27 protein-coding genes, 1 tRNA gene and 3 other RNA genes are annotated in these 26,098 nt (G+C 65.2%); 12 read left to right on the top strand and 19 right to left on the bottom strand.

From position 1 onward, the window contains the following. Nucleotides 1-248: 248 nt before the first annotated feature. Complete coding sequence (locus tag ABQU90_RS18710; protein WP_323523361.1) at nucleotides 249-1,364, top strand: alpha/beta fold hydrolase; 1,116 nt, start codon at nucleotides 249-251, stop codon at nucleotides 1,362-1,364. 46 nt (nucleotides 1,365-1,410) lie between these two features. Here ABQU90_RS18710 and rarD read toward each other — a convergent pair whose 3' ends face one another. Beyond that, nucleotides 1,411-2,328 (bottom strand): EamA family transporter RarD, encoded by a 918-nt coding sequence (gene rarD / locus ABQU90_RS18705; protein WP_115529393.1) that lies wholly within the window; start codon nucleotides 2,326-2,328, stop codon nucleotides 1,411-1,413. Next, nucleotides 2,325-3,221 carry a drug/metabolite exporter YedA gene (yedA, locus tag ABQU90_RS18700; RefSeq protein ID WP_323523360.1) on the bottom strand — a complete coding sequence of 299 codons (897 nt, stop codon included), beginning with the start codon at nucleotides 3,219-3,221 and terminating at the stop codon, nucleotides 2,325-2,327. The genes rarD and yedA overlap by 4 nt, the downstream gene beginning before the upstream one ends. 366 nt (nucleotides 3,222-3,587) lie before the next feature. Here yedA and ABQU90_RS18695 point away from each other — a divergent pair, with 366 nt between their 5' ends. After that, nucleotides 3,588-3,983, top strand: coding sequence for a Rap1a/Tai family immunity protein (locus ABQU90_RS18695; protein ID WP_323523359.1), 396 nt, complete (start codon nucleotides 3,588-3,590; stop codon nucleotides 3,981-3,983). Between the two features lie 30 nt (nucleotides 3,984-4,013). On the opposite strand, the gene ABQU90_RS18690 is transcribed toward ABQU90_RS18695, so the two are convergent. The 4 genes from ABQU90_RS18690 to ABQU90_RS18675 all read right to left on the bottom strand — a co-directional run bounded on the left by ABQU90_RS18690 (nucleotide 4,014) and on the right by ABQU90_RS18675 (nucleotide 7,202). Beyond that, nucleotides 4,014-4,089: non-coding RNA, sX9 sRNA (locus tag ABQU90_RS18690), on the bottom strand. Nucleotides 4,090-4,239: 150 nt separating this feature from the next. After that, the gene (locus ABQU90_RS18685; RefSeq protein ID WP_407078789.1) at nucleotides 4,240-5,892 is read right to left on the bottom strand and encodes a M28 family metallopeptidase; all 1,653 of its coding nucleotides are present in this window, start codon (nucleotides 5,890-5,892) and stop codon (nucleotides 4,240-4,242) included. Between the two features lie 123 nt (nucleotides 5,893-6,015). Beyond that, nucleotides 6,016-6,091, bottom strand: a non-coding RNA gene (locus ABQU90_RS18680) — sX9 sRNA. A gap of 166 nt (nucleotides 6,092-6,257) precedes the next feature. After that, nucleotides 6,258-7,202, bottom strand: coding sequence for an MBL fold metallo-hydrolase (locus ABQU90_RS18675; protein ID WP_323523358.1), 945 nt, complete (start codon nucleotides 7,200-7,202; stop codon nucleotides 6,258-6,260). Between the two features lie 60 nt (nucleotides 7,203-7,262). Between ABQU90_RS18675 and ABQU90_RS18670 the strand changes: the two genes are divergently transcribed. After that, nucleotides 7,263-7,338: non-coding RNA, sX9 sRNA (locus ABQU90_RS18670), on the top strand. 192 nt (nucleotides 7,339-7,530) lie between these two features. Here the strand turns inward: ABQU90_RS18670 and ABQU90_RS18665 are convergent. The 5 genes from ABQU90_RS18665 to rocF form a co-directional block, all read right to left on the bottom strand. After that, nucleotides 7,531-8,820, bottom strand: a complete 1,290-nt coding sequence (locus tag ABQU90_RS18665) for a tryptophan--tRNA ligase (RefSeq protein WP_323523357.1) — start codon at nucleotides 8,818-8,820, stop codon at nucleotides 7,531-7,533. Nucleotides 8,821-8,982: 162 nt separating this feature from the next. Further along, nucleotides 8,983-9,192 carry a CsbD family protein gene (locus tag ABQU90_RS18660; protein WP_115514165.1) on the bottom strand — a complete coding sequence of 70 codons (210 nt, stop codon included), beginning with the start codon at nucleotides 9,190-9,192 and terminating at the stop codon, nucleotides 8,983-8,985. 248 nt (nucleotides 9,193-9,440) lie between these two features. Continuing rightward, complete coding sequence (locus ABQU90_RS18655) at nucleotides 9,441-9,575, bottom strand: entericidin A/B family lipoprotein (RefSeq protein ID WP_005989324.1); 135 nt, start codon at nucleotides 9,573-9,575, stop codon at nucleotides 9,441-9,443. A gap of 78 nt (nucleotides 9,576-9,653) precedes the next feature. Beyond that, nucleotides 9,654-9,806, bottom strand: coding sequence for an entericidin A/B family lipoprotein (locus ABQU90_RS18650; protein ID WP_055847227.1), 153 nt, complete (start codon nucleotides 9,804-9,806; stop codon nucleotides 9,654-9,656). 109 nt (nucleotides 9,807-9,915) lie between these two features. Continuing rightward, entirely contained in the window at nucleotides 9,916-10,839 is a 924-nt protein-coding gene (gene rocF / locus ABQU90_RS18645; protein WP_115555151.1) for an arginase, read from the bottom strand. 319 nt (nucleotides 10,840-11,158) lie between these two features. Here rocF and ABQU90_RS18640 point away from each other — a divergent pair, with 319 nt between their 5' ends. The 5 genes from ABQU90_RS18640 to tmk all read left to right on the top strand — a co-directional run bounded on the left by ABQU90_RS18640 (nucleotide 11,159) and on the right by tmk (nucleotide 15,077). Beyond that, a complete protein-coding gene (locus ABQU90_RS18640) occupies nucleotides 11,159-11,611 on the top strand; it encodes a roadblock/LC7 domain-containing protein (RefSeq protein WP_055847225.1) in 453 nt (150 codons plus the stop codon). 69 nt (nucleotides 11,612-11,680) lie between these two features. Beyond that, nucleotides 11,681-12,040, top strand: coding sequence for a roadblock/LC7 domain-containing protein (locus ABQU90_RS18635; protein ID WP_055847222.1), 360 nt, complete (start codon nucleotides 11,681-11,683; stop codon nucleotides 12,038-12,040). A gap of 94 nt (nucleotides 12,041-12,134) precedes the next feature. Continuing rightward, nucleotides 12,135-13,052 (top strand): hypothetical protein, encoded by a 918-nt coding sequence (locus ABQU90_RS18630; RefSeq protein ID WP_323523356.1) that lies wholly within the window; start codon nucleotides 12,135-12,137, stop codon nucleotides 13,050-13,052. Next, nucleotides 13,049-13,588 carry a GTP-binding protein gene (locus ABQU90_RS18625; protein WP_115554835.1) on the top strand — a complete coding sequence of 180 codons (540 nt, stop codon included), beginning with the start codon at nucleotides 13,049-13,051 and terminating at the stop codon, nucleotides 13,586-13,588. Before ABQU90_RS18630 ends, ABQU90_RS18625 begins: the two co-directional genes overlap by 4 nt. An 805-nt stretch (nucleotides 13,589-14,393) precedes the next feature. Then, nucleotides 14,394-15,077 carry a dTMP kinase gene (tmk, locus tag ABQU90_RS18620; protein WP_055847214.1) on the top strand — a complete coding sequence of 228 codons (684 nt, stop codon included), beginning with the start codon at nucleotides 14,394-14,396 and terminating at the stop codon, nucleotides 15,075-15,077. A gap of 251 nt (nucleotides 15,078-15,328) precedes the next feature. Here tmk and ABQU90_RS18615 read toward each other — a convergent pair whose 3' ends face one another. Then, on the bottom strand, nucleotides 15,329-16,255 hold the full coding sequence (locus ABQU90_RS18615; protein WP_323523355.1) for a helix-turn-helix domain-containing protein: 927 nt from the start codon (nucleotides 16,253-16,255) through the stop codon (nucleotides 15,329-15,331). A 128-nt stretch (nucleotides 16,256-16,383) separates the two neighbouring features. Here ABQU90_RS18615 and ABQU90_RS18610 point away from each other — a divergent pair, with 128 nt between their 5' ends. Together ABQU90_RS18610 and ABQU90_RS18605 are read left to right on the top strand one after the other, a co-directional pair. Beyond that, nucleotides 16,384-16,824 (top strand): YybH family protein, encoded by a 441-nt coding sequence (locus tag ABQU90_RS18610; protein ID WP_115514170.1) that lies wholly within the window; start codon nucleotides 16,384-16,386, stop codon nucleotides 16,822-16,824. A 110-nt stretch (nucleotides 16,825-16,934) separates the two neighbouring features. After that, nucleotides 16,935-17,324 carry a nuclear transport factor 2 family protein gene (locus tag ABQU90_RS18605; protein WP_115514171.1) on the top strand — a complete coding sequence of 130 codons (390 nt, stop codon included), beginning with the start codon at nucleotides 16,935-16,937 and terminating at the stop codon, nucleotides 17,322-17,324. Nucleotides 17,325-17,378: 54 nt separating this feature from the next. Here ABQU90_RS18605 and ABQU90_RS18600 read toward each other — a convergent pair. From ABQU90_RS18600 to birA, 4 genes are all read right to left on the bottom strand, one after another. After that, nucleotides 17,379-17,454 (bottom strand) — tRNA-Thr (locus ABQU90_RS18600). Nucleotides 17,455-17,486: 32 nt separating this feature from the next. Then, nucleotides 17,487-18,341 carry an SPOR domain-containing protein gene (locus tag ABQU90_RS18595; RefSeq protein WP_323523354.1) on the bottom strand — a complete coding sequence of 285 codons (855 nt, stop codon included), beginning with the start codon at nucleotides 18,339-18,341 and terminating at the stop codon, nucleotides 17,487-17,489. Nucleotides 18,342-18,620: 279 nt separating this feature from the next. Continuing rightward, the gene (locus ABQU90_RS18590; RefSeq protein WP_323523353.1) at nucleotides 18,621-19,349 is read right to left on the bottom strand and encodes a type III pantothenate kinase; all 729 of its coding nucleotides are present in this window, start codon (nucleotides 19,347-19,349) and stop codon (nucleotides 18,621-18,623) included. Next, the gene (gene birA, locus ABQU90_RS18585; protein WP_503064417.1) at nucleotides 19,346-20,311 is read right to left on the bottom strand and encodes a bifunctional biotin--[acetyl-CoA-carboxylase] ligase/biotin operon repressor BirA; all 966 of its coding nucleotides are present in this window, start codon (nucleotides 20,309-20,311) and stop codon (nucleotides 19,346-19,348) included. Before birA ends, ABQU90_RS18590 begins: the two co-directional genes overlap by 4 nt. A 90-nt stretch (nucleotides 20,312-20,401) precedes the next feature. On the opposite strand from birA, the gene ABQU90_RS18580 reads away from it, so the two are divergent. Further along, nucleotides 20,402-20,716: a hypothetical protein gene (locus ABQU90_RS18580; protein WP_055847189.1), complete on the top strand. Its 315-nt coding sequence runs from the start codon at nucleotides 20,402-20,404 to the stop codon at nucleotides 20,714-20,716. Between the two features lie 8 nt (nucleotides 20,717-20,724). Next, nucleotides 20,725-21,480, top strand: a complete 756-nt coding sequence (locus ABQU90_RS18575) for a M90 family metallopeptidase (protein WP_323523351.1) — start codon at nucleotides 20,725-20,727, stop codon at nucleotides 21,478-21,480. Between the two features lie 252 nt (nucleotides 21,481-21,732). On the opposite strand, the gene ABQU90_RS18570 is transcribed toward ABQU90_RS18575, so the two are convergent. The 3 genes from ABQU90_RS18570 to ABQU90_RS18560 form a co-directional block, all read right to left on the bottom strand. Next, nucleotides 21,733-22,926, bottom strand: coding sequence for a DUF1501 domain-containing protein (locus ABQU90_RS18570; protein ID WP_323523350.1), 1,194 nt, complete (start codon nucleotides 22,924-22,926; stop codon nucleotides 21,733-21,735). A 66-nt stretch (nucleotides 22,927-22,992) separates the two neighbouring features. Then, on the bottom strand, nucleotides 22,993-24,582 hold the full coding sequence (locus ABQU90_RS18565; RefSeq protein ID WP_407078788.1) for a DUF1800 domain-containing protein: 1,590 nt from the start codon (nucleotides 24,580-24,582) through the stop codon (nucleotides 22,993-22,995). A gap of 123 nt (nucleotides 24,583-24,705) precedes the next feature. Further along, entirely contained in the window at nucleotides 24,706-26,076 is a 1,371-nt protein-coding gene (locus tag ABQU90_RS18560) for an ATP-binding protein (RefSeq protein ID WP_172797239.1), read from the bottom strand. Nucleotides 26,077-26,098: the final 22 nt, after the last annotated feature.

Genomic DNA, 26,098 nt, shown 5'->3' with positions numbered 1-26,098 from the left:
TGGGGATTGGTTACAGCGAAGGCGCGATGCCGGTGGCGGCGGCATCGTGGCGTCTCCGGTTTCAGGTGGTTGTTGGACCGCCTGGGGTTGGGCGTCGGGATTTGAAGTCGCCGCCTCCGTCGCCGCAGCGCTGCCTGCAGTAACTGAATGTATTGCAGGCTGTCACCGTTTTGTCACCCCAGTGCGGTAGATGCGCGGGCCCGGCAGGCCGTAGCCTGCTCGGCCGTTTGATCCAACGATGTGCCGCTATGACGCGCCTGTTTCTGCTGGCCTGCGCCTGCCTGTGGCTGGCCGGCTGTTCTTCGTCCTCCACCTCGCTCAGCGAGCGCCTGGTCGCGCCCGGTGGTGTGTCGCCGTTGCTGGACGAAGAACGCATCGCCGCCACCATCGCCACGGTGCCCAACCGCAGCGGCCATGTGGTCACGCGCGATGCGGTGCCGATCTTCTGGCGTGCGATCGATCCGGGCCAATACGCCATGCACTACCGCTACCTGGGCCAGCGCAACGACCCGGCGCATGCGCTGGATGTGGACTTCAGCTTCAGCGTGCCCCGCGTGCCGCCACCGACGCCACGCGGCACCGTGGTGTTGCTGCACGGCTGGATGATGGATGGAGATTCGCTGCTGCCGTGGTCGCTGGAATTGGCACAGGCCGGCTATCGGGTGATCACCATCGATCTGCGCAACCACGGCCATTCCGGCGGTGGGCCGTCGGGCTACGGCACGCGCGAGTCCGACGACGTGATCGATGTCATCAACGCACTGCAGCCGCGCGGCGAAATCCACGGGCCGCTGTATCTGTTCGGCATTTCCTATGGTGCGGCCACCGCGCTGTTCACCGCCGACAAACTCGGCCCGCGCGTGGCCGGCGTGGTGGCGATGGAATCCTTCGCCAATGCCGGGCGCGGCATCCGCGACATGGTGCCGCACCTGCTCACCAGCCATCCCAGCGGCTGGCGCGGGCACGCGGTGGCGGCGTACGCACGCTGGCGCTATGCCGACCAGAATCTCGATGCGGTGATCGCCGCCGCCGACAGCCAGCTCAAACTGGATCTGGACCATGTCGATGTGGCGCAGGCGCTGGCCGACACGCGCAGCTGCGTGTTACTGCTGCATGGCGATGCCGATCAACACATTCCGGTGGCGCATGGCCGCGCCCTGGCGCTGGCCAGCACGCGCGCGCATTACGTCGAGTTGCGCGGCGAAAATCATCTGAGCCTGCCGCTGCGGCTGGACCTGCTGGGCGCACCGATCGACCACTGGCTGGCGCAGGTTCAACACAGCCCCGGCCACTGCCCCGCTCCGCAGGCACTTCCGGCCTCCACGCTGGCGGTTGCGTTGCCGATGCCGGTACCGAGTAGCTGATCGAGCACTCGCTGCGTCCTTTGCACAGGACGCAGCCGGCACGCGCTCAGCGCACCGCCACCGGCTGCCGCGCGCGCAGCACGCTGTCGCCGACAAACAGCAGCAAGCCGACCCAGATCGCAGCGAATCCAATCGCACGCCCCTGATCGAACGGCTCATGGAAGAACCACACGCCCAGCAACAGCTGCAGGCTCGGCCCGATGTACTGCAGGATGCCCACCAGCGACAGCGGGATCCGCCGCACGCCATACGCAAACCCGATCAGCGGCACCGCCGTCACTACGCCGCCGAAGATCAGCAACAGATCGGTGCGCAGATCCCAGCCGCTCAGGAACGCGCCGCCGTGGCCCTGCTCGCCCCATCCCGCCAGCAGCAGCGCCGGCACGAACAGATACACGCTTTCCACGCCCAGGCCGGCGACCGCATCCACCGCCACCAGCTTGCGCAGCAGGCCATACATACCGAACGACACCGCCAGCCCCAGCGCAATCCACGGCGGCGCACCGGCATCGATGGTCAACCACAGCACACCGATTGCGGCGCACACCACGGCCAGCCACTGGATGCCGCGCAGGCGCTCTTTCAGCACCAGCACGCCCAGCAACACGCTCAGCAATGGATTGATGAAGTAGCCCAGGCTGGCTTCGATCACATGCCCGGCGTTGATCGCCCAGATATACAGGCCCCAATTGAACGCAATCGCCACGCTGCTGCCAGCCAGCATCCACAACGCGCGCGGCTGCGCGGCAATCGTGCGCCACCAACGCAGGCCCGAGGTCGCCACCAGCCACGCCACCACCAGCACCGTGCTCCACACGATACGGTGCGCAATGATCTGCAGCGATGGCACCGCCTTGAGCAGATGCCAATACAGCGGCACCAGACCCCAGATCACGAAGGCCGAGGCGGTGATCAACAGACCGCGCCGCGCGTCCTCCGCCGGCACCGGCACAGGCGTACTCATCGCCGTGCCCTGGCCAGGGTGACCACCAGCACGCCACCCAGAATCACCGCCATCGCGCCGATATCGTGCGCGGTGAATTGCTCATGCCCCAGCCACGCCCCCAGCGCCACCGCAATCACCGGATTGACGTAGGCATAGCTGCCGGCCAGCGCCGGGCGGACGTGATGCAGCAGCCACACGTACGCAGTGAACGCCACGATCGAGCCGAACACGCATAGGTACGCCACCGCCAATAGTCCCTGCGACGTCGGCCAGGCCTGCGGGCGCTCGCCGATCAGCAGGCCGGTGCTCACCAGCAGCACACCGCCGCACAGCATCTGCCCGGCAGCGGTCATGAAGGGCGATGGCAGATCGCGTCCACGCGACCACACCGAGCCGAATGCCCAGCCGATGGGCGCGATCAGCAACAACACCAATCCCCCCGGCGTTGCGGTGAGACTGCTGCCGGCGTTGAGCCACACCACGCCCAAAAATCCGATCACGATGCCCAGCCATTCGCCACGACTGGCATGCTGCCCGCGCAACGCGCCGAACAACGCCATCCACAGCGGCACCGACGCCACCGACGTGGCCGCCAAGCCCGAAGACACGCTGCGCTCTGCCAGCACCACCATGCCGTTACCCAGCAGCAACAAGGCCGCGCCCATCAAGCCCACGTTCTTCCATTGCGCACGCGTCGGTGCCGCTACACCGCGCCAACGCAGCACGCTGTAGAGCACGCTGCCGGCGATGATGAAGCGCGCGCCGGACACCATCGTCAGCGGCTGCGCGCCGCCTTCCAGCGCAAACCGGATCGCCAGATAGGTCGAGCCCCAGACCACGTAGACTAGCAGCAACGCGAGAGCGACCAACCCGCTGCGCGCAGGCGCGGCAGCGTCGTGAGAGGAAGACATCGGAACAGGGCCAAGTGCAGCGGAAGCGTTCATTCTAGAGCACCTACCCAAGCCCAAAAACGGCTGACGGCACCTGGCAGCCACGTATCAAGCGCGTGGACGGCGTGCACCAACACCACTGCACGCGCGGCATGTTGTTAGTGCGCCACGGCTGCGTCTGTCTGGCCGCAACCTAAGAACGGCTGCATGCGGGTATGGACGGCGCACAGGAACTGGCGCCTATCTGACACATGCCGATGCCGAGCACCGGCCGCGCGCGTCTGCTGGTCGCGCAGTCGCAGTGCGGGGCGCTCCGAGGCGTTACATGCACGCCCTTCGCCGCCTTGCGCGCTATGGTGCAACTCACCCCATCATTGCGGAGCGCAGATGCAGCGTCGCCTTCCCTGGCTGGCCATGGCCGCCCTGACCTTTCTCTCCACCACCGCAGCGGCACGCACACTCGAGCCGTGGGAACTCAGCGGACGCAAATTGATCGAGGCGGGGCTGGATGGCTCGCTGGCGCCTGAGATCAACGCGCCGAACCAGCCCGAACTCAAGGTCATGGTCTCGGCCAGCCGCGCCGGCGCCTACGTGCTTGGCGTGGCCAGCACCAGCTATCGCACGCAATGGTGCATGCCGGCGGGCAAGGCCGGCCCGCCGGATCTGCTGCCGATCATCGCCGATATCACCGCGCTGCCCGATGCGCGCCTGGACGAAGCCGCTCCCGGCCTGATCATCGAAGCGCTGCGCAAGCGCTATCCCTGCGGCAAACCCAAAAAATAAAACTGCAGCCGACGCTCCGCGCTTTAGAGCGGCTAACAAAACGTAGCGAGCAGTCGTCAGGTGGGTGTGGACGGCGCGGAGGAACCGGAGTGTACGGGTGGTACATGCCGATTCCGAGCACCGGCCGCGCCCGCCTGGCGGCTGCACAGTAGTTTTGTTAGCTGCTCTTAGCGGTTGGATGCGCTGCGCACGGCCATCGCCAGCGATGCAACGCCCGGCCCGGTAACACCGCAGCGGGCGTTTGACCCGTCAGGCCTTACTTGCGCGCGGCATCGCTCTTGGCGCGGATCGCCTTGAACTCCGAGCCATCCTGCCAGCTCGGCCACTGCCGGCCATTGGCCAGCGCCACGCCTACGTCGTAGACCAGCGTGGTATCGGCGGCATGGCCTGTGGCATCCCATTGCGGAGTCCAGCGGTCGCAGGGCTGGTGATAGCAGTCGGCGAAGTATGTATCGCGCAATGCCTTGCCCGCCTTGACGCCGCCTTTGAGCATGTCCAGACCCGGGCCTGCGGTGATCGCCGGCACGCCCATGCGCGCAAAGGCGAAATGGTCGGCGCGGTAAAAGAAGCCCGCTTCCAGATTCGGGTCCGGCGAATAGCTGCGATCGCGCGCTTTGGCGGCCTGTTCCAGATCGCCTTCCAGCGACACGCGGCCACGGCCCCACGAGGCGATATCGCGCGTCGGGCCGTCGGGGCTGAACATCTCCATGTTGAGCACCGCCACGGTCTTGTCCAACGGCGCCAGCGGATGCGCCGCGTAATAGTTGGCACCGAGCAAGCCCTTTTCTTCGGCGGTCAATGCAATGAAGTACAGCGTGCGCTGCGGCTTGGGGCCGGCGGCGAACACGCGCGCCAGTTCCAGCACGCTGGCCACGCCGGTGGCGTTGTCCACTGCACCGCGTCGCACCGTATCGCCGCTGGCATCGGCCTTGCCGATCCCGAACGCATCCCAGTGCGCGGAGAAAATCACCGTCTCGTCCGGATGCTGGGTGCCGGTGAGCTTGGCCACCACGTTATGCGTGACCACGCGTTCGCGCTTGAGCTTGAAGTCCACCGACAACGTGGCATCGCCCAGCGCCATCGGTGCGAAGTCGCGCTGCTGCGCACGCTGCTTGGCCTGTTCGAAATCCAGCCCGGCCTGCGTGAACAACGACGCTGCCAAGCTGCGCTGCATCCAGCCACGCACCGGCACGTGCTGCGCCCGCGCATCGGCATCGCTGCGTTCGATATCGAACAGCGGCGACAGGCCCGAGCTCTGCACCGTGGCCCAGCCATACGCGGCCGGCGCGGTCTCGTGCACGATCAACACACCGGCGGCGCCGCGGCGCGCGGCTTCTTCGTACTTGTAGGTCCAGCGGCCGTAGTAGGTGACCGCCTTGCCGTCGAACGCGCCTGGCTGTGCGGTGTCGAAGTCGGCATCGTTGATCAGCACCACCGCGATCTTGCCGCGCAGGTCCACGCCTTTGTAATCGTCCCACTGCCGCTCCGGCGCGCTGATGCCGTAGCCGACGAACACCAACGGCGCATTCTTCAACGCCACCTTGTCGATCGGCCGCAGGCTCTGCAAGGTCACATCGGTGCCGTTGACCAAGGCCTGCGTCTTACCGCCCACCCGCAGCGTAGCGCTGACCGGGCCCTCCACCTGCGCGCGCACCAGCGGCACGGCCTGGGTCCAACCGCCCTGCTCGCCACCCGGCTGCACGCCGGCGGCCTTGAACTGCTCGACCAGATAATCGACGGTGCGCTGCTCGCCCGCGCTCGCCGGCGCACGGCCTTCGAATTCATCCGATGCCAGCAAGCGCACGTGCCGCGACAACGCCTCCGCATCGATGCCGCCACCCGGCAGATCGTTGGCGGCCTGCGCCACACCTCCCACAAACAGGCAGGCGGACAACAACAGGATGCGCATCGGATTCACGGCGTGGCCTTGCAACAGATAGATGACACACAGTTTACAAGCGTGCGGCCAACACCGGAGCGCAACGACACGAGAATGTATTCAATCGCATGGACTGCATGCCTGGCTAAGGGCGGCTAACAACACGTCGCGAGCAGTCGTCAGGTGGGTGTGGACGGCGCGGAGAAACCGCAGTGTACGCGTGGTACATGCCGCACCGAGCACCGGCCGCGCCCGCGCCCGCTTGGCGGTGAGCACAGTCCTCCGACTTACTTTCTCAAGGCGTAGGTCAGCTTGAGAGCTAATCGAATTGTTGACGGCATCCACGCCGCAATTGATGCAGCGTTCTAGAGATTTTGTCAGCCGCTCCAAGCGCGCTAACTGGTCCGCGTTGCGCGATCCAGCCAACACGCCAGGCCCTGCGCGTTGAGTTCGATATCGGTGGCCAGCAGCTGCGCCACCGCCGCGTCGTCCAGGCGGCAGCCATGTTGGCGGGCGCGCTCCAGATACAGTTCGGTCAACCCCGCCACCATGCAGCGATGGCGGTCCGTATGCTGTGCGCAGCTCAGTGCGATGGCGGTCATCGCATGGATCTGCTCGATCAGCGCCTGCGCCAATGGCTCCGGCGAAGTGACCCGCCCGTAATGGGTCAGATACATCGCCTGCGGTGCGGTCTCCATCAGCCGCGCGATCGACTGCAGCATCGCCTCCGGCTCGAACTGCACCGGCGAAGAGGTCGGCAGGATGAAAGCGCCCTGCGCGCTATCGAGCTGGCGATACGACAGCCCGAAGGTGTCGCCAGTGAACCAGCTGCGACTGCGCGCATCCCATATGCATAGATGATGGCGCGCGTGTCCCGGCGTATCGATCGTGCGCAGCGCGCGTTCGCCCAGCAGCACAACTTGGCCATCGACCGCTTGCACCACGCGCTCGGCCGGCACCGGCACGATCTCGCCGTAACTGCGTGCCATTTCCGCCTCGCCATACACCGCGGTAGCACCGGCAATCAGCCGTGCCGGGTCGATCAGATGCGGCGCACCACGCGGATGCACCAGTACGCGCGCATTGGGCAGATGCTGCAACAAGGCGCCGGCACCGCCGGCGTGATCCAGGTGCACATGGGTCAGGATCAACCACTCCACCTGCGCAGGCGTCAGCCCGGCGGCTTGCACTGCCGCCAGCAGATGCGGCACCGACAGGGAAGTCCCGCAATCGACAAACGCCCCGCGTTGCCCCTCGACAATCAGATACGCCGCGTCGAACTGCACGCCGCCAAAGCCGGTATCGATGGTGTGGATGCTGGGATCGTTCAATGCTGTCATTCCTATTCCGTGGCGATAAGCAACTGACAAGACGACTGTGCGGCCGTTGTTCGGTGCGGCATGTACCACGCGTACGCTCCGATCACTGCGCGGCGTCCACACCCACCTGACAACCGCTCGCTACGTTTTGTTAGCTGCCTTAAAAGAAGACTGCCGCAGTGTAGGCGCAGGCAGTGCGTGCGCGGTGTGCCGGTAGTTCCAGGCAACGATGCATTAGCACGATGGCTTCAAGCACTACGCAAGCGTCTTGTTGAATCTCGGCATTGCACCTGCGATGCAATTCCCCACGCGCGCAAGGCGGTTGCCGCAGCTTGCGCACCCGCCCCGATCACGCCTCGCGCAGCAGCCGCATTGCCGCAAGGATCGCATCGGCTTGGACCTGTGCATGCACGCCCGGCAGCTGCAGATCGCTGGCCTGCTCGGCCTGTTTCAGCCGTGCGATCAACTGGCCTGCATCGCGTGGCGAGGCAAAGCCGTCGCTCTGCAGCAGCAGTGCACCGGCACTATCGGTTAGCTTGAAATAGAACTGGCCATCGTTCTCGCGGTACTGCTTGAACAGCGGCAAGGCGATTTTTTCACCCGCCTGCGCGGCCGCAGGACCCGCCTGATCGGATAGATCGCGCAGACCCACCGCAGTGCGCAGCTCGGCCAGCAGTGGCGTGGCATAGCGCGCACGCAGGCGTGCACCGCCGGCGCGCAGAATCGCTTCGATCTTTGCCGGATCGGCCATCAGCGTCTCGTAACGCGTGCGCAGCGGTGCGATCTCCTGATCGATCCGCTCGAACAACTGCTGCTTGGCGTCGCCCCAGCCGATGCCGTCGGCAAATGCCTGCGCAAAGGCGGCCGTTTCCTGCGGCGTGGCAAACGCCTGATACAGCTGAAACAACGCCGATCCCTGCGTGTCCTTGGCTTCGCCCGGCGCGCGCGAGTCGGTCAGGATCGAAAACACCAGCTTGCGCAGTTCCTCGCGCGGGGCGAACAACGGAATCGTATTGCCGTAGCTCTTGCTCATCTTGCGGCCGTCCAGGCCCGGCAAGGTGGACACCTGCTCGTCGATCACCGCATCGGGCAAGGTAAAAAAGTCGCGTCCATACACATGATTGAAGCGCTGCGCAAAATCGCGCGCCATTTCGATGTGCTGGATCTGATCGCGCCCCACCGGCACCTTGTGCGCGTTGAAGATCAAAATATCCGCCGCCATCAGCACCGGGTACATGAACAACCCGGCGCTCACGCCGGCATCGTCGTCTTCGCCGTCGGCGCGATTCTTGTCCACCGCCGCCTTGTAGGCATGCGCGCGATTGAGGATGCCCTTGCCGGCGACACAGGTGAGCAACCACATCAACTCGGTGGTCTCGGGCACATCCGATTGGCGGTAGAACCAGACCTTGTCCGGGTCCAGGCCGCAGGCCAGCCAGCTGGCGGCGATTTCCAACGTGGAGCGCTGGGTGCGCGCCGGGTCCTGCGCCTTGATCAGGCTGTGCAGGTCGGCCAGGAAATAGAAGCTCTCCGCATCGTCGCCGGCGCTGGCCTGGATGGCCGGGCGGATCGCGCCGACGTAATTGCCAAGGTGCGGGGTGCCGGAAGTGGTGATGCCGGTGAGAACGCGAGTGGTCATCTGCGTAATGCCAGGGAGTCAGCGCGCAAGTTTAACGGTTCCGCGTGCTGCTCATCGCCTCATCCCCCGGCTGCGCGCTTGCCAGACGCAGAACGGGCCGCACAGGGCGGCCCGAGAGAATGCAGCGTCGCCCACCATCGCGGGGGCGACGCGGTGTGCAGATCAGGTGTCGTCGCGCACGGACTTTTCGAACGCGCGCACTTCGGTCTGGGCGCGGTCGCGATCCCAGCCATAGCGTTCCTGCAGCTTGCCCTGCAGGTATTCGGCGTTACCTTCGGCAACCTTGAAATCGTCGTCGGTCAGATCGCCCCACTTCGCCTGCATCTTGCCTTTGAGCTGGGTCCACTTGCCGGAAATGATGTCAGTGTTCATTGCGTTGACTCCGCTTGATGCGGCCGCGATTGACCGTGCTGACAGGTTGCCGAGCGCTGCGTTTGTTGCGCATCAAGAGGTGTCAATCCGGCAATCACCGTACTGAACGGGCGACCACATGCGCTGACGTGTATCTGCGCATGCGCGCGCAGCACTGCAGCCGCGCGATCGGCGTGCGCTGAAGCGCAGTCAATTCGGCAAAAAAAAACGGGCCCTGCGGCCCGTTTTTCATTGCATGCGGCGTCAGATCACTTACGCGCTGCGTCTTCCACTTTCTCGCCAGCGCCCTGCACGTCCTTACCGGCACCTGCGACGGTGTTGCAACCCGACAACATCGCGACCGAGAACATCGACAGCACCAGCAGCACAATTGCACGCTTCATAACAGACTCCTTCGTGGGTAAAGCGGCGCGTTGCCGCAGATCAATCAAATCAAACAAACGCCACCCAGCGGTGACGGATCAGCACTTACCGTCGCTGCATTTCTCGGCGGTCTTTTCGACCTTGCCGCCCGCGCCCTGCATATCTTTGCCGGCGCCAGCCATGGTGTTGCAGCCAGTCATCACGCCGGCCGAGAACAGGCCCAGCACCATCAGTGTCAGCAGTCGCTTCATTGCTCTTCCTCGGTCTGCGCCCGGTGCCAACGCACCTCGCTTGGCGCCAAATCTGACTGCGCGGACGTGGATTTGATGTGAACGAGGGCCAGCCTCGTTCAGCGCTGGATCAATCTCGCATCAGCGTCGACTTGCCGAACAGGCTTTCGACCAGATCCACCGCCAGCTCGGCGGTGGCATTGCGGTTGTCCAGCACCGGATTGAGCTCGACGATATCCAGCGACCCCATGCGCCCGGTGTCGGCAATCATCTCCATTACCAGCTGCGCCTCACGGTAGTTGGGGCCACCCGGCACCGTGGTGCCCACGCCCGGCGCGATGCTGGGGTCGAGGAAGTCCACATCGAAGCTCACATGCAGGTGGGTGTCGGCGCTCATGCCCTGCAGCGCGGCTTCCATGGTGCGCTTCATCCCGGCTTCGTCGATGTAACGCATGTCGTAGACGTCGATGCGGTGCTGCTTGATCAGGCGCTTCTCCTCCGGGTCCACCGAGCGGATGCCGATCTGCCGTACCTGCTCGGGGAGCAGCGCCGGCGCGCTGCCGCCCAGATGCGTCAGCGCCTGCGGGCCCAGCCCGCACAGGCAGGCCACCGGCATGCCATGCACGTTGCCCGACGGGGTTACCTCGCTGGTGTTGAAATCCGAGTGCGCATCTAGCCATAGCACCCGCAACGGGCGCCCCTGTTCGCGGCAGTACTTGGCCACCGCGGTGATCGAACCGATGCCCAGGCAGTGGTCGCCGCCCAGCATGATCGGCATGCGTCCGGCCTGCAGCTCGGCGTAGCTGGCATCCATCAGCGCCTGGTTCCAGGCGACGACTTCGTCCAGATGCCGGTAACCGGCCTGCGGCAGCTGCCACGGATTACGCGGGCCATCCAGATTGCCCAGATCGCGCACCTCCACGCCACGGCCGACCAAGGCCTCCTGCAACCCGGCGATGCGCAGCGCCTCCGGCCCCATCCGTGCGCCGCGGTGGCCGGCACCGATATCGGTGGGAACGCCAATCAGGGAAACCGGCACGTACTGCGTTGCCATGTATTGCTCCAGCATCGATAAAGCCGTGCAGTCTAGTGGCGCGCCCTCGCAGTGACGCGCGGCAGCGCAGCACGGCATGCCGTTTGCATCTGTCTGCGGGCAAAACGAACGGGTTTAGATCTGCCTTGTCGCGCCGCTACAGTGACGTGCCACGACACTTTGTGGCCCGCTGGACTTTGCAGATTCTGCTTGTCTGACCGCCCAGTTAAGCGCCTGAGGCTGGTGTGACTGCGCACTAATACCTCGGTGGTATGGTGCGCCGGCCAGCGCAGGACACGCATCACGTACGCGCTCGGGCCATCAGCAACAGGGGAGTTTCATGCCGCATAACGCCGTCAACCAGGTCGTCAAGGCTGCCGTGGGCGAAGTCGCGCGGGCGTCGCATCAGTACGACCTGCACCGGATCGGGCGCGAATTCGCACAGACCATCGAACGCGAGCCGGGGATTCGGCTGTTGATGCTGTCCACCGCCGATGGCCGCGCCATTACCGAACAATCCAGCCTGGATGTGGACGGACGTCGCTTAGCCGCGATGGCCAATTCGTTCCTGACCCTGGGCGAGACGCTGGCCCGCGAGTCGAGCCTGAGCGAGGCCGACTACGCGACCATCAGCACGCGTGGCGGGCAACTGGTGCTGATCCGCATCCGCGCCGACAAGCCGCTGACGCTGACCGCCGTGGGCGGCTCCGATATCAATGCCGCCGCGCTGCTGTTCAATGCGCGCGACTGCGCCGGGCGCCTGGCCACAGCCCTGGCGCAAGCGGCCGGCTGATGCCGTTGGCACTGTTCGTGCTTGGCATGAGCTCACCGATTTTTCTCACCGTTTGGAAGGGGACCACCGATGTCAAAACTCAATCTGGAACAATTGCATTCGCTCGCCGGTTTCGTCGGCGCCGCGCTGGTCGACAGCGATAGCGGCATGGCCCTGGGCATGACCGGCGGCACCGAGCTCAACCTGGAACTGGCCGCGGCCGGCAATACCGAAGTAGTGCGTGCCAAGCGCCGTATCGCCGAGCAGCTCGGCCTGCAAGACACCATCGAAGACATCCTGATCACGCTGTCGCGCCAGTACCACCTGCTGCGTCCGCTCGAAAGCAACGGCACGCTGTTTCTGTATGTCGTGCTGGACCGCGCCAAGGCCAACCTGGCCATGGCCCGCCACGAGCTCAAGGCGTTCGAAAAGACCCTGGATTTCAGTTGATGCCTGTCCGGCGGCGCACCCGCGTCGCCGACCCTGCCTGCCGGTGCGTACCGGCAGGTGTTGTCGTTCTTCTGCGCCAAAACGGCGCCATCTCATGACCACACCCATTCACGCCATGCGGGTCGCCACGGCCGGCCTGGATCTGCTGCACACCACGCGCCTGAAACTGGCGTGCTCGCTGCTGCTCGCCGAGCGTATCGACGTGCAGTTGGGCGAATGGCCGCAGCATGCGGCCGACGTGGTGGTGCTGGGCCTGGAAACGGCCGACGGCCTGGCCGCATGGCAGGCATTGCAAGGCCAGCCGGTGCGCGTCTTGGTTGTCTCGCGCACGCCTGTCGCTGGCGCCTGGCTCAAGCACGGCGCCACAGTGCGCGAACTCAACGAGCAGATGCGTCTGCTGTTGTCTTCGCCACATACCGCCCAGGTGGCCGAACCGGCGCTGCTGTTGCGCCATTGCCGCGGCGAACTCGGCGCAAGCCCGGTGCTGCTGCGCACTGCGCACCTGCTGGTGCGCGTGGACCCATCCAGTCACTGCCTGCACCTGCCGGCCGGCGTGTCGCTATCCGAGCTCGTTGCCGCATTGGATCGCCCCGGCTGGCAGCGCGTGACCGGCGATGCCGATGCCGCTCTGACGCAGCGCCTCTCCTTCGAAGCGCTGTATTTCGCCCTGCCCGAGCACCTGCGCCCCGCGCTGCCGGCGGTGGAAGCCAGCCGTGCGTTGCAGCTACGGCAGTGGCCGGAGCTGAGCGCCGACACCAGTTCGCCTGCGCAGCTGCTCGCCATTGCCCACCTGCATGCGCGCCCGTGGCGCCCGCAGGCGCTGGCCAATGCTTGCAAGCTACCGCTGCAGACGGTGGAATGCCTGTTCGCCGCCGCACTTGCCAGCGGCCTTGCCCAGACTGCGGAGATCCCCGTGCCTTCAACGCCGCGTCGCCCGGACAGCAGTAACTCCCGGTTCTTCTCCTGGGTCGCACGTCGGTTTGGCCTCTCTCTTTCTCAGGCGCAGTCATGAGTCTTCCAGCCAACAAACTGGTGTTCGTTGGCGGCATGGGCGCCGGCAAGACCACCGCGGTGCGCGCCATCTCCGACGTGGAGCCGGTCAGCACCGAAATGCCGCTAAGCCAGGATGCCTACGGCGACAAGACCTACACCACGGTCGCGCTGGACTACAGCTCCATCGAGCTGGAAGACGGCGAATTGCTGCACGTCTACGGCGTGCCCGGCCAGAAATATCTGGATTTCATGTGGCCGCTGGTCTGCGACGGCGCGCTCGGCGTGATCGTGCTGAGCAATGCGCGCGACCCGCAGATGCTGGACGCGACCCTGGCGTTGCTGCGTGAGTTTTCGCAGATCGCACCGGACGCCAGCCTGGCCGTGGGCATCACCATGACCGACGAGGTCGAAGACTTTCTGCTGCCGCCATTTCGCGATGCGCTGGTGGCCGAAGGCTTCCGCATTCCGGTCATGCGCGTGGATGCGCGCTCGGCCACCCAGATCACCTTTTTGGTGAAATCGCTGCTGTCTTATCGCTATACCTCGGCAAGCTGATCGCCCGGGCGCGGTACGTGTACGGCGGCGGGCAAAACGCCAAAAAAATAAACAAGGAATCCGGTCACGACGGGCCTAAAAGGGCGTCACGCGGGGGATGCCGCCTCTAGGGTGGCGGCGACGCGTCCTTCTTCCTTGAAGCCAGAAACGCGACTCAGTCGTACTACAAATGAGCGCTGTGTCTGACTTATTCAGTATGCCCAGCGGACAGAAGCGGTGACATCAGGACATTCCTGACATCGCGCAAGACATACCCGTGATACTGGATCGGCAATACCGGCGGCGCCAGGTAACGCGGCGACCGGGGAACCCGTGAACAACCCGCGATATCACGCGTGAACCGCACTGTTGGCGCAGATGCAGTGATCGCCGCTGCACACAGCCAAAGACTGACGTCTTGCGGCGATTGCCGCGCCTGGCGGCGCGCGGGAGAGCTGTCCAGACCCTCGCTGATACGTCCGCTCGGCATCGGATGCGCCATCGATAGATTCGACGGCGGGTTGTGTTCGAACGCTTGGTGCTTGTGCATGGCAGATGGCAGATGGCAGATGGCAGATGGCGGGACGCGCATGCATGGTCCAACGTGCCCAGCAAGCGGGGCGCGAGGACGTGCCAGCGGGGCTGCCACCATCGCCACCGTCCTGCGCAACCTGCTCATGTGGAATGAAGGTCGTCTGGGATGAAGGTCGTCACCTGCGATCACGCCATGACATTGCGTGATCCAGCGCCCCGCAGCAATGCAGGGCGCACGCCCTGCAAGATCGCCAGCGACGGATCTATTGCCACGATCGGATAAAGTAGCGCGATGACAATCGAACTGAAGCCCGGTGGCTTGCTGATCGCGATCGAAGGTATCGACGGCGCCGGCAAGACCACCCTCGCCCGCAGCCTGGCCAACGCACTGGAAGCGGCCGGCGCCCGCGTCGTGCTGAGCAAGGAGCCGACCAATGGCCCCTGGGGCACCCAGCTGCGTCAGTCCGCCGCCACCGGCCGCCTGAGCGCGGACGAAGAAGCCGAGCTGCTGATCCGCGACCGCCACGAACATGTGGACACCCTCATCGCCCCCGCATTGGCACGCGGCGACATCGTGATCCTGGACCGCTACTTTCCGTCGATGGTCGCCTACCAGGGCGCGGCCGGCCTGCCGCTGGACGATCTGTTGGAACGCAATGCCTTCGCACCGCGCCCGGACGTGCTGCTGCTGCTCGACCTGCCGCCACCCACCGGCCTGGCCCGCATCCGCGCCCGCGGCGACGCACCCAACCACTTCGAAACCCAGGACAACCTGGAACGCTGCCGTGCCATCTTCGCCGCGCTGCAATTGCCGGGTAAACATGTCGTGGACGCCAGCGCCGATGCAGACAGCGTGTTGCGGCACACCCATGCCATTGTCGTGGCAGCCCTGGCCGAACGCTTGAGCGGCGACGCCGCACAGTCCGACGCCGGCAAGGCCGTGCTGGAACTGCTCTCGGCTGGTCGCCCGGCCTGACCTGCCAAGCGTCCTGCCGCGCAGCCAGCAATACCGCTGCGCGATGTCGGTTTTCGAGCTGCGAGCTACGCGCGACTTACCCGCATACGGGAGCTCGGCCCGCTTGCCGAGGAGCGCGGTTGCGCTGAAGGCACGGCCAGCCAGGTGTCCCGACGAAGCCGCTACCGCATCAGACGCGTCGCGCCATCACGTCCCGATGGCGGAGATGGCGGCGGGTCACCGCTCTTTGCGCAGTCGCATGCAGGCGGTCGCTATCGCTCGGCAACCCGATACCGCCGCCGAAATTCCGACGGCGTGCAACTCACTTCCCGCCTGAAAAACTTGTTGAAGTTGGTCGCTTCGTCGAAGCCCAGTTCCTCGGCGATTGCGGCAACCGGCAGGGATGTGTGCACCAGCAGGCGCTTGGCTTCCAGATTGATCCGTGCGGCAATGAAGGTCTTTGCGGTGGTGCCTATCGCCGCTTGCACTGCGCGCGCCAGGCTCTTTTCCGTGCACCCAAGTCGATCGGCGTAGTCGGCAACCTGATGCCACTGGGCAAAATAGTCTTCGACAAGCTGCTGGAACCGGTGGAAGCGGCGCAGCGCCGCAGACACCGCAACATCGCGCACGTGGGTACGGCCATGCAGAATACTGAGCCGCGTCAGCAGCGCATGCAGCTGATGACGCAACAGGGCGTGCACGTCTTCTTGCGGCGCCTCCATCTGCGTGTCCTGGCGCATCTGCACGATCACATCGGTCAGCCGCTTCAAGTCATCGCGACCGAGGTGCACGTGATCCGGCAGTTTGCCCAGATCGAAGGCGAGCTTCAGATCGCCCGGCGTTGTTGCTGCCGGCAGCACGAACTCCTGGCGGAAAATCACGTTCCAACCATCCCAGTCGTCCTTGATGCCATAGCTGTGCGCCTGGCCGGGCCGCACGATCACTAGCGAACCTGGCTCGCAGGCGATCGCCTTGAAGTCGATCAGCTGGGTGCACACGCCCTGGGTCACGCACAACAAGGTGTGGAATCCGTAACGGTGCGTCGCCTGCACTTCTTCCGGGGTTGCACGGGTTCGTAGATCGGCAACCGTGAAGACTTCTAGGTCGAGACCATAGGGGCCCTGCGGGTGATAGGCCAGCGGCAGGATCTGCGACCTCGCCTGCGCCTTCGCAAAACGGGTGCGCCCGGGACTGGTCATCTGCCCACACCAGTTGAAAGATGTCCGGAAATGATCATTAGCCGTCCACTTTGGACCGCTCGCGTCGGCGAATCAAGTCCAATAATCACTCCCACAGCACGCCCCCCACTTTCCTGAGAAGACAGACGATGCAAGCCGATATCGAACAGATCACCCAGGCCATTCTGGCCGTGGACAACGGCATCAACGAACGCTGGAACAAGGGCGACGTCGATGGCGCACTGGAGGTCTACAGTGATGACGTGTCGTATTTCGATCCCTTGACTGCGCTGCGTCTGGACGGTCATGCGGCGGTGGAGGCCTACTTTCGCAAAGTGTTCGAGGGCAAGCTCAAGATCCTGCGCAACGACTACATCCAGCCGGTGGTAATGGTCAGCGATAACCGCGACATGGCTGTGTTGCACTACAACCTGCAGAACATCCTCGGCGACGGCCAGGGCGGTGAGAAGCCGGGTACTCCCTGGAATTCGACACAGGTCTTCCGCTACATCGAAGGACGCTGGCGCGTCGTGCACGTCAATTGGTCGATCACGTTACATCCCGGCGCCCAGCAAAGCCTGATGTCCTGACCTATCGCCGCTGACCGCACCGCGCTTTACTCCCACTAAAGATCGGCCAACCAGGCACACACGCCTGCAGGCCTTGCACGCTGACATTTCAACCAACCAAGGAAACCACCATGAACAACATCGACATTGCCAAGTCCTACATCACCTCGGTCCAGACCGGCGACCACGCAACGCTGGGCAGCCTCATTTCGCCCGACGTGATCTGGCACCAGCCCGGCAACCATCAGTTCTCCGGCACCCACCGCGGCATGGCAGTCGTCGGGCCGATGCTGGGCAAGATGATGGAGGTCTCCAACGGCACCTTCGCCATCAGCCGTGCCGATGACTACATGGCCAGTGGCGACTGGGTGGCCATCACGCTGGAATTTTCCGGCCAGGCCAATGGCGTGACGCTCAAGCAGGCCGGCGTGGATCTGCTGCGCATCGAAGACGGCAAGATCGTCGAAGTCCGGCTGTTCTCGGCCGATCAAGTTCAGGAAGACGCATTCTGGGGAAGCTGATCGCCAAGCCCGGCAGCGGGCGGGCCTTTCCGGGATACAGCGGAAAGGCCTTCGTGGTGCCGGCACCCGGATTCGAACTGGGGACCTACCGCTTACAAGGCGGTTGCTCTACCAACTGAGCTATGCCGGCAAAGGCAGGCGCGTTGCGCGCCGGTGCGCATTCTAGCGCAGCGCGGAGCAATCTAGCGATCGTTGCCGCGTTGCGCCTGCGGCGCTCTGCAACGCAGCGGCCGTCGCCGTACTGCGCATATCGACCCACCAGCGCGATTGGCCGCTGCCGCTGGGCACCAACTGCGCGGGAAAGCCCGCGCTCACCAGACTGGCCTGACGCCGCTCGGCGCGCTCGCGGCTCTGGTACTGCCCCAGCGCAACAGTGTTGTCTTCGCCCTGGGCAATCACGTAATAGTCGCCGATGCCGGCGGCAGCAATGCGTTTGACCAAGGCCTGCGCCGTGGCGCGGTCGCCCACGTTGGGCAACATCACCCGGAACGTGCTGATCCCGGCGTCGGCGTCCTCGCGCACGCTGGCGCGGCTAGCCTGGCCGCGAACGCGCGCCAGCGCGGCATCGGCATCGTTGCGTGCCGCATACGGCCCGACGCTGACACAGCGCTCCGGGGCGGCCGGCGGCGCCGGCGACGGCACTGCTGCAGGCTTTGCGGCGGCGGTGGCTTCATCAACCGATGGGGAAGCGGCCTTCGCTGCCGCTGCAGGCTCGGCCGGACGGGATGCTGTCTCGACCACCGCTGGCACTGGCTTCGGCACAGGCGTCGTCGGCGCAGGGGCCGGCGCATTGGATGCAACCGTTGCACCGGCATCCGACGTTGCAGCGGCTGTGACTTCTGGACGCGGCACCGCTGCTGTCGCCTTGGTCGGCAACATCGGCAGCACGTCCAACCGGGCAACACCGGGCGGTTGCGGTGGTGCGGCCGGCGGCGCCGACGGTGGCTGCAACGCCCACCACAGTGCCACCCCGGCATTGAGGATGATCAGGACAACGATGAGCGCGCGTACGTACATGCGCCGATTTTAGAGCGTGTCATGGGGCTTGGGGGGAGTGCGAAGCGTCCGGTGCCGTGACGGGACAAGGCGCGCAACGCAGTCTCGGCGCCCCCGATGGTCGTTTCCGTGCGTTGGCCCTCGGCAGCGCGTGCGTCAGGCAGCCCTGCCTGGGCTCTACAAAGCTGGTGTGCCGAGCACACCGCTGCCGAATGTCGGAGCCAGCCCCACCGGCACCACAGCGCATCCGCTCCACACCGCTGGCGGCCAACGCCTCTCGTCCAACCCGCACAAGACGCTCTACGGCGAGGACGAATGCATCGCCCAGGTCGCCAGTCCATCCAGCACCAAGGCCGCGCGAAAGCTGGCATCGGGCAACAACGGCAGCAGCGGTGGCGCGCCGCCGCCGTGCACCAGCAGCCGCACCGGCACGCCCAGGCTGCGCTGCGCGTGGTGCAGGCTGCGCTCGATCAGCGCCACCGCCGCGCCGTCGCAGCCGGAGGTCAAGGCATCGTCGGTGTCGTTGGCCAGCTCGACATACGCGCCACCGCTGGCCGGCAACTGCACCGCACGCGCATGCAGCGCTTCGCGCATGGTGGTGGGCGAGGCGGCGATCCGCCCGCCGTGATGCTGCCCATCGGCACCGAGTACATCGATGGTCAGCGCAGTGCCCACCCCGGCCACCAGCACCGGTGCGTCGCCACGCGCACCCAGCAAGGCCAGAAAACGATCTACCCCAAAGCGGCTCGGGTCGGCATAGGCGATGCGGATGCCAGCGCATTCGGCTGCGGTCCGCACGATGCGGACCTGCTCGAAACGCTCCTGCAGGCAAGCGATCATCCGCTGCGTCAATGCGGGCGCCGCCACGCTGGCCACGTGCGCAATGCGCCCGGACGGCAACGCCGATAACGCAGCCGCATCCATCGCCTCGGCACCGTGCGCCCACGCCTGCACGTCGCCGGCACGGTTGCCGTGCAGCGGGGCGTACTTGAAGCGCGAATTTCCCAGGTCGAACAACCACTCGCTCATGCAGGTCTCACGCTGACTTCTCCGGAGTGGAACAGGCGCACCGTTTCGCCCAGTTGCACGCGCAATGCACCATCGGCGGCCAGGCCAAGCGCCACACCACGATGCAGGGTTCCGCTTTCTTCAACCTGCACGGTGCGCCCGCTCAGCACATCCAGCGCCGCGTAGCGCGCCAGAAACGGCGCCAACCCCTGCGCTTCGAACAGATCCAGTGCCGGCAGCAGGCTGGACAGCACCGCTGCCGCCACGCTGTCGCGCGACACCGCGCGCCCGGCCAGGGTGTCCAGATCCACCCATGGTTGATCGATCGCCGCGGCGGCGGCCGGCGGCATGTGCACGTTCAAGCCCAGCCCGATCACCGCACGCGCATTGCCGGCCATCTCGCCGCCGCCTTCGATCAGCAGACCGCCCAGTTTGCGCTCGCGCGCCAGCAGGTCGTTGGGCCACTTCAGACCGACATAGGCAAACCCGCACCCGCGCAGGGCTTCGGCCACAGCCACGCCCACAGCCAGGCTCAGCCCGGCCAGTTGACCCAACCCACCGCTGAAACGGCGCGATGCCGACAGATAGATGTGTGCGGCCAGCGGCGAGGTCCACTGGCGGCCGCGGCGACCGCGCCCGCCGGTCTGACGCTCGGCCAGCAACACAGACACGCCGTGTTCCGGTGCCGGGCGCGCCAGCAGCGTGGTGTTGGTGGATTCCAGTGTCCAGGCCACCTCCAGCGCGGCCAGGCCTGCCACCGCGTCGGTTGCCATGGCGGCACGGATCCGCGTGGCATCCAGCAGGTCCAGCGGCGCGGCCAGGCGGTAGCCATCGCCTGCCCGTCCGTCGATATCGACACCGGCAGCGCGCAAATTCTGGATGCGCTTCCACACGGCAGCACGGGTCAACCCGGCATCGCGCGCCAACGCATCGCCGGACAGCCGGCCGCTCGCAAGTTTGGCCAGCAACGCGCGGTCATCCACGGCAACGGTTCCCAAATCGATCCGCGAAAGTATGCGCCAAGCCTTCGCGGCCGCCCAGCGCGGCTTGCGTGAGGGAGTGAAAACCGCGTTATGATCGGCGACTCACGCCGCTTGCCCTGGATGTGGACGATGCGCCGACTCACTGTTTGCCTGCTGTTCTTGTTGGCTCCGCTTGCCGCACTGGCATCGGACCAGTTGGTCGACGGCGATCATGAGAGCTGCGTCAGCACCAACTCGGCCGCACGCGGCAGAACCCCAAATGGCGACGCGGCAGCACCGGCGCGCGCGCCGCAACACAAGCCTGCGCCGGCAACCGGCGGTGGTGGCAGCGATGGCGACAGTTTGTTCCCCCGCATGCGCATGATGCCGCGCTGGCACAGTTTTCTGCCGGGCATGTTCCGCTGATCCAGTGGTTGACGCGCTGGCTGCGCCGGCCGCCGCTCGAGATTCCTGATGCGCTTTGGCAGCCAGTGTATGACCGCTGCGCCTGGGTTGCTGCGCTCGATGCGCAACGCCGGCAACGTCTACGTGCACTGACCGCGCAGTTCCTGGACCAAAAAACCATTTCGCCGGTCGATGGATTGCAGCTGCAGCCGCACGACCACGTGTTGCTGGCTGCCACCTGCTGCCTGCCGCTGCTGGAAATCGGCGCAGCGGGATGGCGTGGCTGGTCGCAACTGATCGTGTACCCGGACGCCTTCCGCGTGCAGCGCACCCAGATGGATGCGGCCGGCGTGATGCATGCCTGGGATGACACCTTGATCGGCGAGGCCTGGGAACAAGGTCCGTTGATCGTCAGCTGGGCCGATGTGCAAGCCGATCTGGACGACCCGCAGGCCGGCTGCAACGTGATCGTGCACGAGATGGCGCACAAGCTCGATGCACTGGACGGTGCGCTCGACGGCACGCCACCATTGCCGCGCGATCGGCAACGCCGCTGGGCGCGCGATTTTCAGCACGCCTTCGCTGCGTTCTGCCAACGCGTGGATGCCGGCCAGGACACCGAGATCGACCCGTATGCAGCCGAGGCTCCGGAAGAATTTTTCGCGGTGGTCAGCGAATATCACTTCTCGGCGCCGCAGGTGCTGCAGCGGGTGATGCCGGAGGTCGCCGCGCATCTGGTCAGCGTGTACGGGCCGTCGCCGTTCGCGTCGCAGGCGTCACGTTGATGGCGCTGCGCGATCATTGCGTCATGGTTTGAATGCATGCGCGACGCAGTTTGCATCGCGTAGGTCGCGTGAATCTGATCGTGTTTGGGCGTGTGCGCACGGTTAAACGTTGGCGCCACGATGCTGTGAGTGCTTGCCTCTCACCGTCGTCGCCACGCGCACATGGCAATGCAGGAAGATGCAGCGCGCGGATGAGCAGGTGCAGATACCGCGCACTACGCTGAGTGGCCCGACACGAACACAACAGGCCGCTTACACCAATCCAAGATCACGCGGTGTCGCGCCTGGAAACACGCGCTCCAGCTGCGTCGGCGACAAACCCCACAAGCGCTGCAACACGCCACCAAATAAACTGCGGTAATTGCTGAGCACCGGGTAATCGCGATTTTGCAGCAGATGCGCTTGGTCCACCGCAACCTGCTCGCCGACGATGCGACCGCCGCGCACGCCGCCGCCCAGCACCCAGTACGTGGTGCCATGCCCGTGATCGGTCCCCTTGCTGCCGTTCTCGCGGAAGGTGCGGCCGAATTCGGAAATCACCACCACCACGGTGTCGTCCCAGGCCGGGCCCAACGCATCGGCATACGCGGCCAGCCCTTCGCCGAGATTGCGCAAGTTGTTGGCCAGCCCGCCTGCCACACTGCCCTGATTGGCATGCGTGTCCCAACCGCCAACATCCACAAATCCCAGCCGATACCGCTCGCGCATCAAGCTCGCCATGCGCCGGGTTTCATCGGCAAACGTACGTGCGCTGGCGGCGCCACGGCCGGCCTGCTCCATCTCCTCGCGCAACTGCGCGGTAACCTGCTGGCGCAACGCGAGTCCTTCGCGCGCCGCTGCCGCCAATGGCGTGGCGTCGTACATCTGCGACAGGATCTGCGACTGACGCGCGTCCAGCCCGCCCTTGCCGATGCCCCGCAGCGAGACGTTGGGCAGATCGCCGCCGCCTTGGAAGGTCAGCGGCAACGAATCGGTGAAGGCAATCGCCGGCACGCCACTGAGAACACCCGACAGCCGCGCCATGAACCCGGAACGATAGTCGCGGTGCTTGCCCGCTTGCCCGGATTCGATGTCGTCCTGGGTTTCGAAGTGGCTGCGCGACACATCATCGGTGCCGGCAAACGGTACGAACGCCAGTTGATTGCGTTGCCACAATGGCAGCAAGGCATCGCGCATCACCGGGTTGAGACCCCACTGCGCGTCCAGCGCAATGGCGCTGTCGGGATTGGCCGGATCCGGCCGTGCAATCGCCAGCGTGGGACGCGACTGGTAATAAAAATCGCTGCCATGCGGCACCAACAGATTGTTGCTGTCGTAGCCGCCGCGCAAGAACACCACCAGCAGGCGCGCACTGTCGCGCGGAGCGGCAAACAGGCGACCAGCCCAGGGCAGACTCGTCGCGGCGGCGGCGGCAGCAGAAGCAAGCAGAAATTGACGTCGTTGCATGGTGTACTCCCACGGCGATGCCTGCATCGCACTCGGTGATCAGCATCGGTGAATCAGCGATATGAATCAGCGGTAGTTGAAGTCCGGCGATGCCAACAGAAACCCGTTCCATTCCGCCGGCGAACGCGCCTGCTCCAGCGCCTGCTGCGTACCTGTCGCCAGCGATGGCGCAATCCAGCGATAGGACGCGCGCGTGTCGATGCGCGTTAGCGGCGGAATCGGCGTGTCGTTGTCGCCATCGCGCCGGAACAATTGCTTGGGCCCGCTGCCCAGCGCGCGCGCCACCTCGAACCTGCGCGCCAGTTGCCCGGAGCTGGTCCAGGCCTGCGATTGCAGCGACCACCCATCCGGGGTGATGCGCCCGAACAGCGGCTCGCCAAGTTGCTGTACCCAACTGGCCATCGGGCCGGCATTGATCACGGGCTGGTCTTCATAGGCCAGCCGCATCGCCGAGACCACAAAGCGATTGGGGTCCTTGAACTTGCGCGGTTGCGCCTGTGCAAACTCTGCAGAATTCACCATGGTCTGCATGACCTTGGCGATATCGCCATCGCTACGCTGGAAGGTGCTGGCCATGCGCGCGACCAGTGCCGGCGGCGGCGTGTCGCTGACGAAGTACTCGGCAATGCGCTGCGAGACGAAGCGCGCACATGCCGGCTGGCGCACCAACAGTTGCACGGCGCGTTCGATTTCATCCAGCCCACCGCCGGCAATCGGCTGACCCAACAACACCTTGTCGCCGGGTTGATGGCGCGCCGGATTGAATTCGAACACTCCCTTGCGCACCACCTGCGGCTGGCCACGCACGGGTGCTGGCACGGGCGGCGCACCTGCGGCCTTGATCGGCACCAGGCCCGCGCCGGTGAGGATCAACGCCAGCTGCTGCACGTCCTGCTGGGTGTAGCCCCCATGCACGCCGAGGGTATGCAGTTCCATCAGTTCGCGCGCGTAATTTTCGTTGACCTTGCCCTTGGCGTTCTTGGCGTTGTCCAGATACTCGAGCATCGCCGGACTTTGCAGCGTCGCCATAACAAGATCCGCAAACTTGCCGGTGGCGTTAGGGCGGATCGCGTTTTCCATGTAATCGGCGGCCATCCACTTCACGCGGCCTTTGTCGGCATACACGCTGAAGTGATTGAGCCAGAACCACACCAGCTGCTCGCGTAGCTGATCCGGCGCGTACACCGCGCGCAGTAATTGCGCCTGACGCGCCTGGGTGAGCATCTGTCCGCCGCGCGCTTGCCAGTCCTTGCGCAAGGCGACTTTCTCATCGCCGTCGGGCATGGCTTGCAGCCGGATCTTGTCGGCCTCGTAACGCGTCAACAAGGTTTCCAGCGGGGTGTGCAGTGCGTCGAAGCCTTGCAGCTGCGCACGGATCGGTGCCGGTAACACAGCGTCGTCACTGGGTTGGAGCAGCAATGCGCCATAGCGCTTGGGGCCAAGCCGTTGCAACTGCGCGGCGCCATCGGCATCCACACCGTAGGTGGCACGTTGCAACCAGCGCGTCTGGGTCGGCGTCAACGGCGCTTCGGCAGCGTGGCCGAGGGCGGCAACCGCACCACCGGCAAGCAGCAACGCCAGGCGCCACCTGCACGGCCATCGCCGTGGCGAAGGGTGCGTTTCCGCACAAGAGACCTGTGCAACGCGCTCGATCATGCGGCTCTCCATCGCAATTGCCTGCAACCGGACCAGTATGGTCAAGCAAACGTTCGAGGCGTTAAACGGTTGTCGGAGCAGCGCAGGCCATTGCCAACGGGTTCATCCGAACACGCAGGCGCGTCACAGACCCGGAGGCAGGGTCACATCGAAGCGGGCGCCGCCCAGTTCCTGCGAGCGCACCACCTGCAGTTCACCGCGGTAGGCCTTGATCAGATCCTGCACGATCGACATGCCGATGCCATGCCCCTGCACGCGCTCATCGCCACGCACACCACGCTGCAGAATCTTGGCGACATCTTCCGGCGCAATGCCGGGGCCGTCGTCTTCCACCGACAGGATCAGGCCGGCACGCCGGCTGCCGGTGGTCGGACCCGGCTGTGCGGTCAGCAGCACCCGGCTGCGCGCCCATTTGAAGCCGTTTTCCAGCAGATTACCGAGCAGTTCCTGCAGGTCGCCCGGCTCGCCATGAAAGCGCGCATCCGGCGAAATATCGAACTCGCACAACACGCCCTTGATCGAATACACCTTCTCCAGCCCGCGCACGATTTCTTCGGCGGACGGCTCGATCGGCAATGGCGCGGCAAACAACTTGTGACCGCTGGAGGCCGCACGCGCCAACTGATACGACACCAGATCGTTCATGCGCCGCAGCTGCACGTCCATCTCTTTATGCAGATCGTGCTCAGAGGCGCCGCTGTCGAGCTGCGTGCGCAGCACCGCGATCGGCGTTTTGAGGCTATGCGCCAGATCGGCCAGCGTATTGCGTTGGCGCTCCAGGTTGTCGCGCTCGCTCTCGATGAAGGCGTTGATGCTGTCGGTCAGCGGCTCCAGCTCACGTGGATGCTGTTCGCTCATGCGCTGAATTTCGCCGCGCTGCACCTTGGTCAGCTCGTTGATCACACGCCGCAGCGGGCGCAGGCTCCATTGCAGGATGAACGCCTGCAGCACCAACAACACCACGCCGGCACTGCCGAGGTAAAACCACACCGCGCCACGGAAAACACGCAGCTGCGCGCCCATCGAGCGCGCGTCTTCCATCACATAGATGGTGTAAGGAATCTCGCCGCCGTGTTCGCGTTCGACGTAACTGACGCCCAGGCCATAGCGATACAACTGGCCCAGGCTGCCATCGATCTGGGTCATCTCCAGCGGGCCGATGAATTCTTCCTGGCGCGGCTCCAGCATGCGGCCATGCGGAATGTTCGGGCCTTCGGCCGACATCGAGGTCCAGCTTTCGTCGGGACGCACGACTTCCACATACAATCCGCCACCAGGCACATCGAAGCGCGGGTCGGGCGGTTGCCCGCCGATGTAGATCGAACCGTCGCGGACAAAGTCGATGTTGGCGGCGTAGGCAGAGGCGTAGTTCTTCAGCCGCTCACGCAGGTTCTTTTCGGCGGTATCGGCAAAGGCGACATCCAGCGCGTAGCCCGCCAACGCCAGAAAGGCCACCAAGCTGAGGCTGGCGGCCAACAGCTGGCGGGCCTGCAGGGAGCGCGGCCGCCAACGTCTG

It is taken from the genome of Xanthomonas sp. WHRI 10207, from assembly GCF_040202975.1.
Lineage (GTDB): Bacteria > Pseudomonadota > Gammaproteobacteria > Xanthomonadales > Xanthomonadaceae > Xanthomonas.
Note: the sequence above shows the minus strand (reverse complement) of the source record. Positions and strands in the feature narration are given on the sequence as shown.

Coding starts and splice junctions, on each gene's coding strand:
- ABQU90_RS18710 (WP_323523361.1), top strand. CDS start 249: ATGACGCGCCTGTTTCTGCTGGCCTGCGCCTGCCTGTGGCTGGCCGGC.
- rarD (WP_115529393.1), bottom strand. CDS start 2,328: ATGAGTACGCCTGTGCCGGTGCCGGCGGAGGACGCGCGGCGCGGTCTG.
- yedA (WP_323523360.1), bottom strand. CDS start 3,221: ATGTCTTCCTCTCACGACGCTGCCGCGCCTGCGCGCAGCGGGTTGGTC.
- ABQU90_RS18695 (WP_323523359.1), top strand. CDS start 3,588: ATGCAGCGTCGCCTTCCCTGGCTGGCCATGGCCGCCCTGACCTTTCTC.
- ABQU90_RS18685 (WP_407078789.1), bottom strand. CDS start 5,892: ATGCGCATCCTGTTGTTGTCCGCCTGCCTGTTTGTGGGAGGTGTGGCG.
- ABQU90_RS18675 (WP_323523358.1), bottom strand. CDS start 7,202: ATGACAGCATTGAACGATCCCAGCATCCACACCATCGATACCGGCTTT.
- ABQU90_RS18665 (WP_323523357.1), bottom strand. CDS start 8,820: ATGACCACTCGCGTTCTCACCGGCATCACCACTTCCGGCACCCCGCAC.
- ABQU90_RS18660 (WP_115514165.1), bottom strand. CDS start 9,192: ATGAACACTGACATCATTTCCGGCAAGTGGACCCAGCTCAAAGGCAAG.
- ABQU90_RS18655 (WP_005989324.1), bottom strand. CDS start 9,575: ATGAAGCGTGCAATTGTGCTGCTGGTGCTGTCGATGTTCTCGGTCGCG.
- ABQU90_RS18650 (WP_055847227.1), bottom strand. CDS start 9,806: ATGAAGCGACTGCTGACACTGATGGTGCTGGGCCTGTTCTCGGCCGGC.
- rocF (WP_115555151.1), bottom strand. CDS start 10,839: ATGGCAACGCAGTACGTGCCGGTTTCCCTGATTGGCGTTCCCACCGAT.
- ABQU90_RS18640 (WP_055847225.1), top strand. CDS start 11,159: ATGCCGCATAACGCCGTCAACCAGGTCGTCAAGGCTGCCGTGGGCGAA.
- ABQU90_RS18635 (WP_055847222.1), top strand. CDS start 11,681: ATGTCAAAACTCAATCTGGAACAATTGCATTCGCTCGCCGGTTTCGTC.
- ABQU90_RS18630 (WP_323523356.1), top strand. CDS start 12,135: ATGACCACACCCATTCACGCCATGCGGGTCGCCACGGCCGGCCTGGAT.
- ABQU90_RS18625 (WP_115554835.1), top strand. CDS start 13,049: ATGAGTCTTCCAGCCAACAAACTGGTGTTCGTTGGCGGCATGGGCGCC.
- tmk (WP_055847214.1), top strand. CDS start 14,394: ATGACAATCGAACTGAAGCCCGGTGGCTTGCTGATCGCGATCGAAGGT.
- ABQU90_RS18615 (WP_323523355.1), bottom strand. CDS start 16,255: ATGACCAGTCCCGGGCGCACCCGTTTTGCGAAGGCGCAGGCGAGGTCG.
- ABQU90_RS18610 (WP_115514170.1), top strand. CDS start 16,384: ATGCAAGCCGATATCGAACAGATCACCCAGGCCATTCTGGCCGTGGAC.
- ABQU90_RS18605 (WP_115514171.1), top strand. CDS start 16,935: ATGAACAACATCGACATTGCCAAGTCCTACATCACCTCGGTCCAGACC.
- ABQU90_RS18595 (WP_323523354.1), bottom strand. CDS start 18,341: ATGTACGTACGCGCGCTCATCGTTGTCCTGATCATCCTCAATGCCGGG.
- ABQU90_RS18590 (WP_323523353.1), bottom strand. CDS start 19,349: ATGAGCGAGTGGTTGTTCGACCTGGGAAATTCGCGCTTCAAGTACGCC.
- ABQU90_RS18580 (WP_055847189.1), top strand. CDS start 20,402: ATGATCGGCGACTCACGCCGCTTGCCCTGGATGTGGACGATGCGCCGA.
- ABQU90_RS18570 (WP_323523350.1), bottom strand. CDS start 22,926: ATGCAACGACGTCAATTTCTGCTTGCTTCTGCTGCCGCCGCCGCCGCG.
- ABQU90_RS18565 (WP_407078788.1), bottom strand. CDS start 24,582: ATGATCGAGCGCGTTGCACAGGTCTCTTGTGCGGAAACGCACCCTTCG.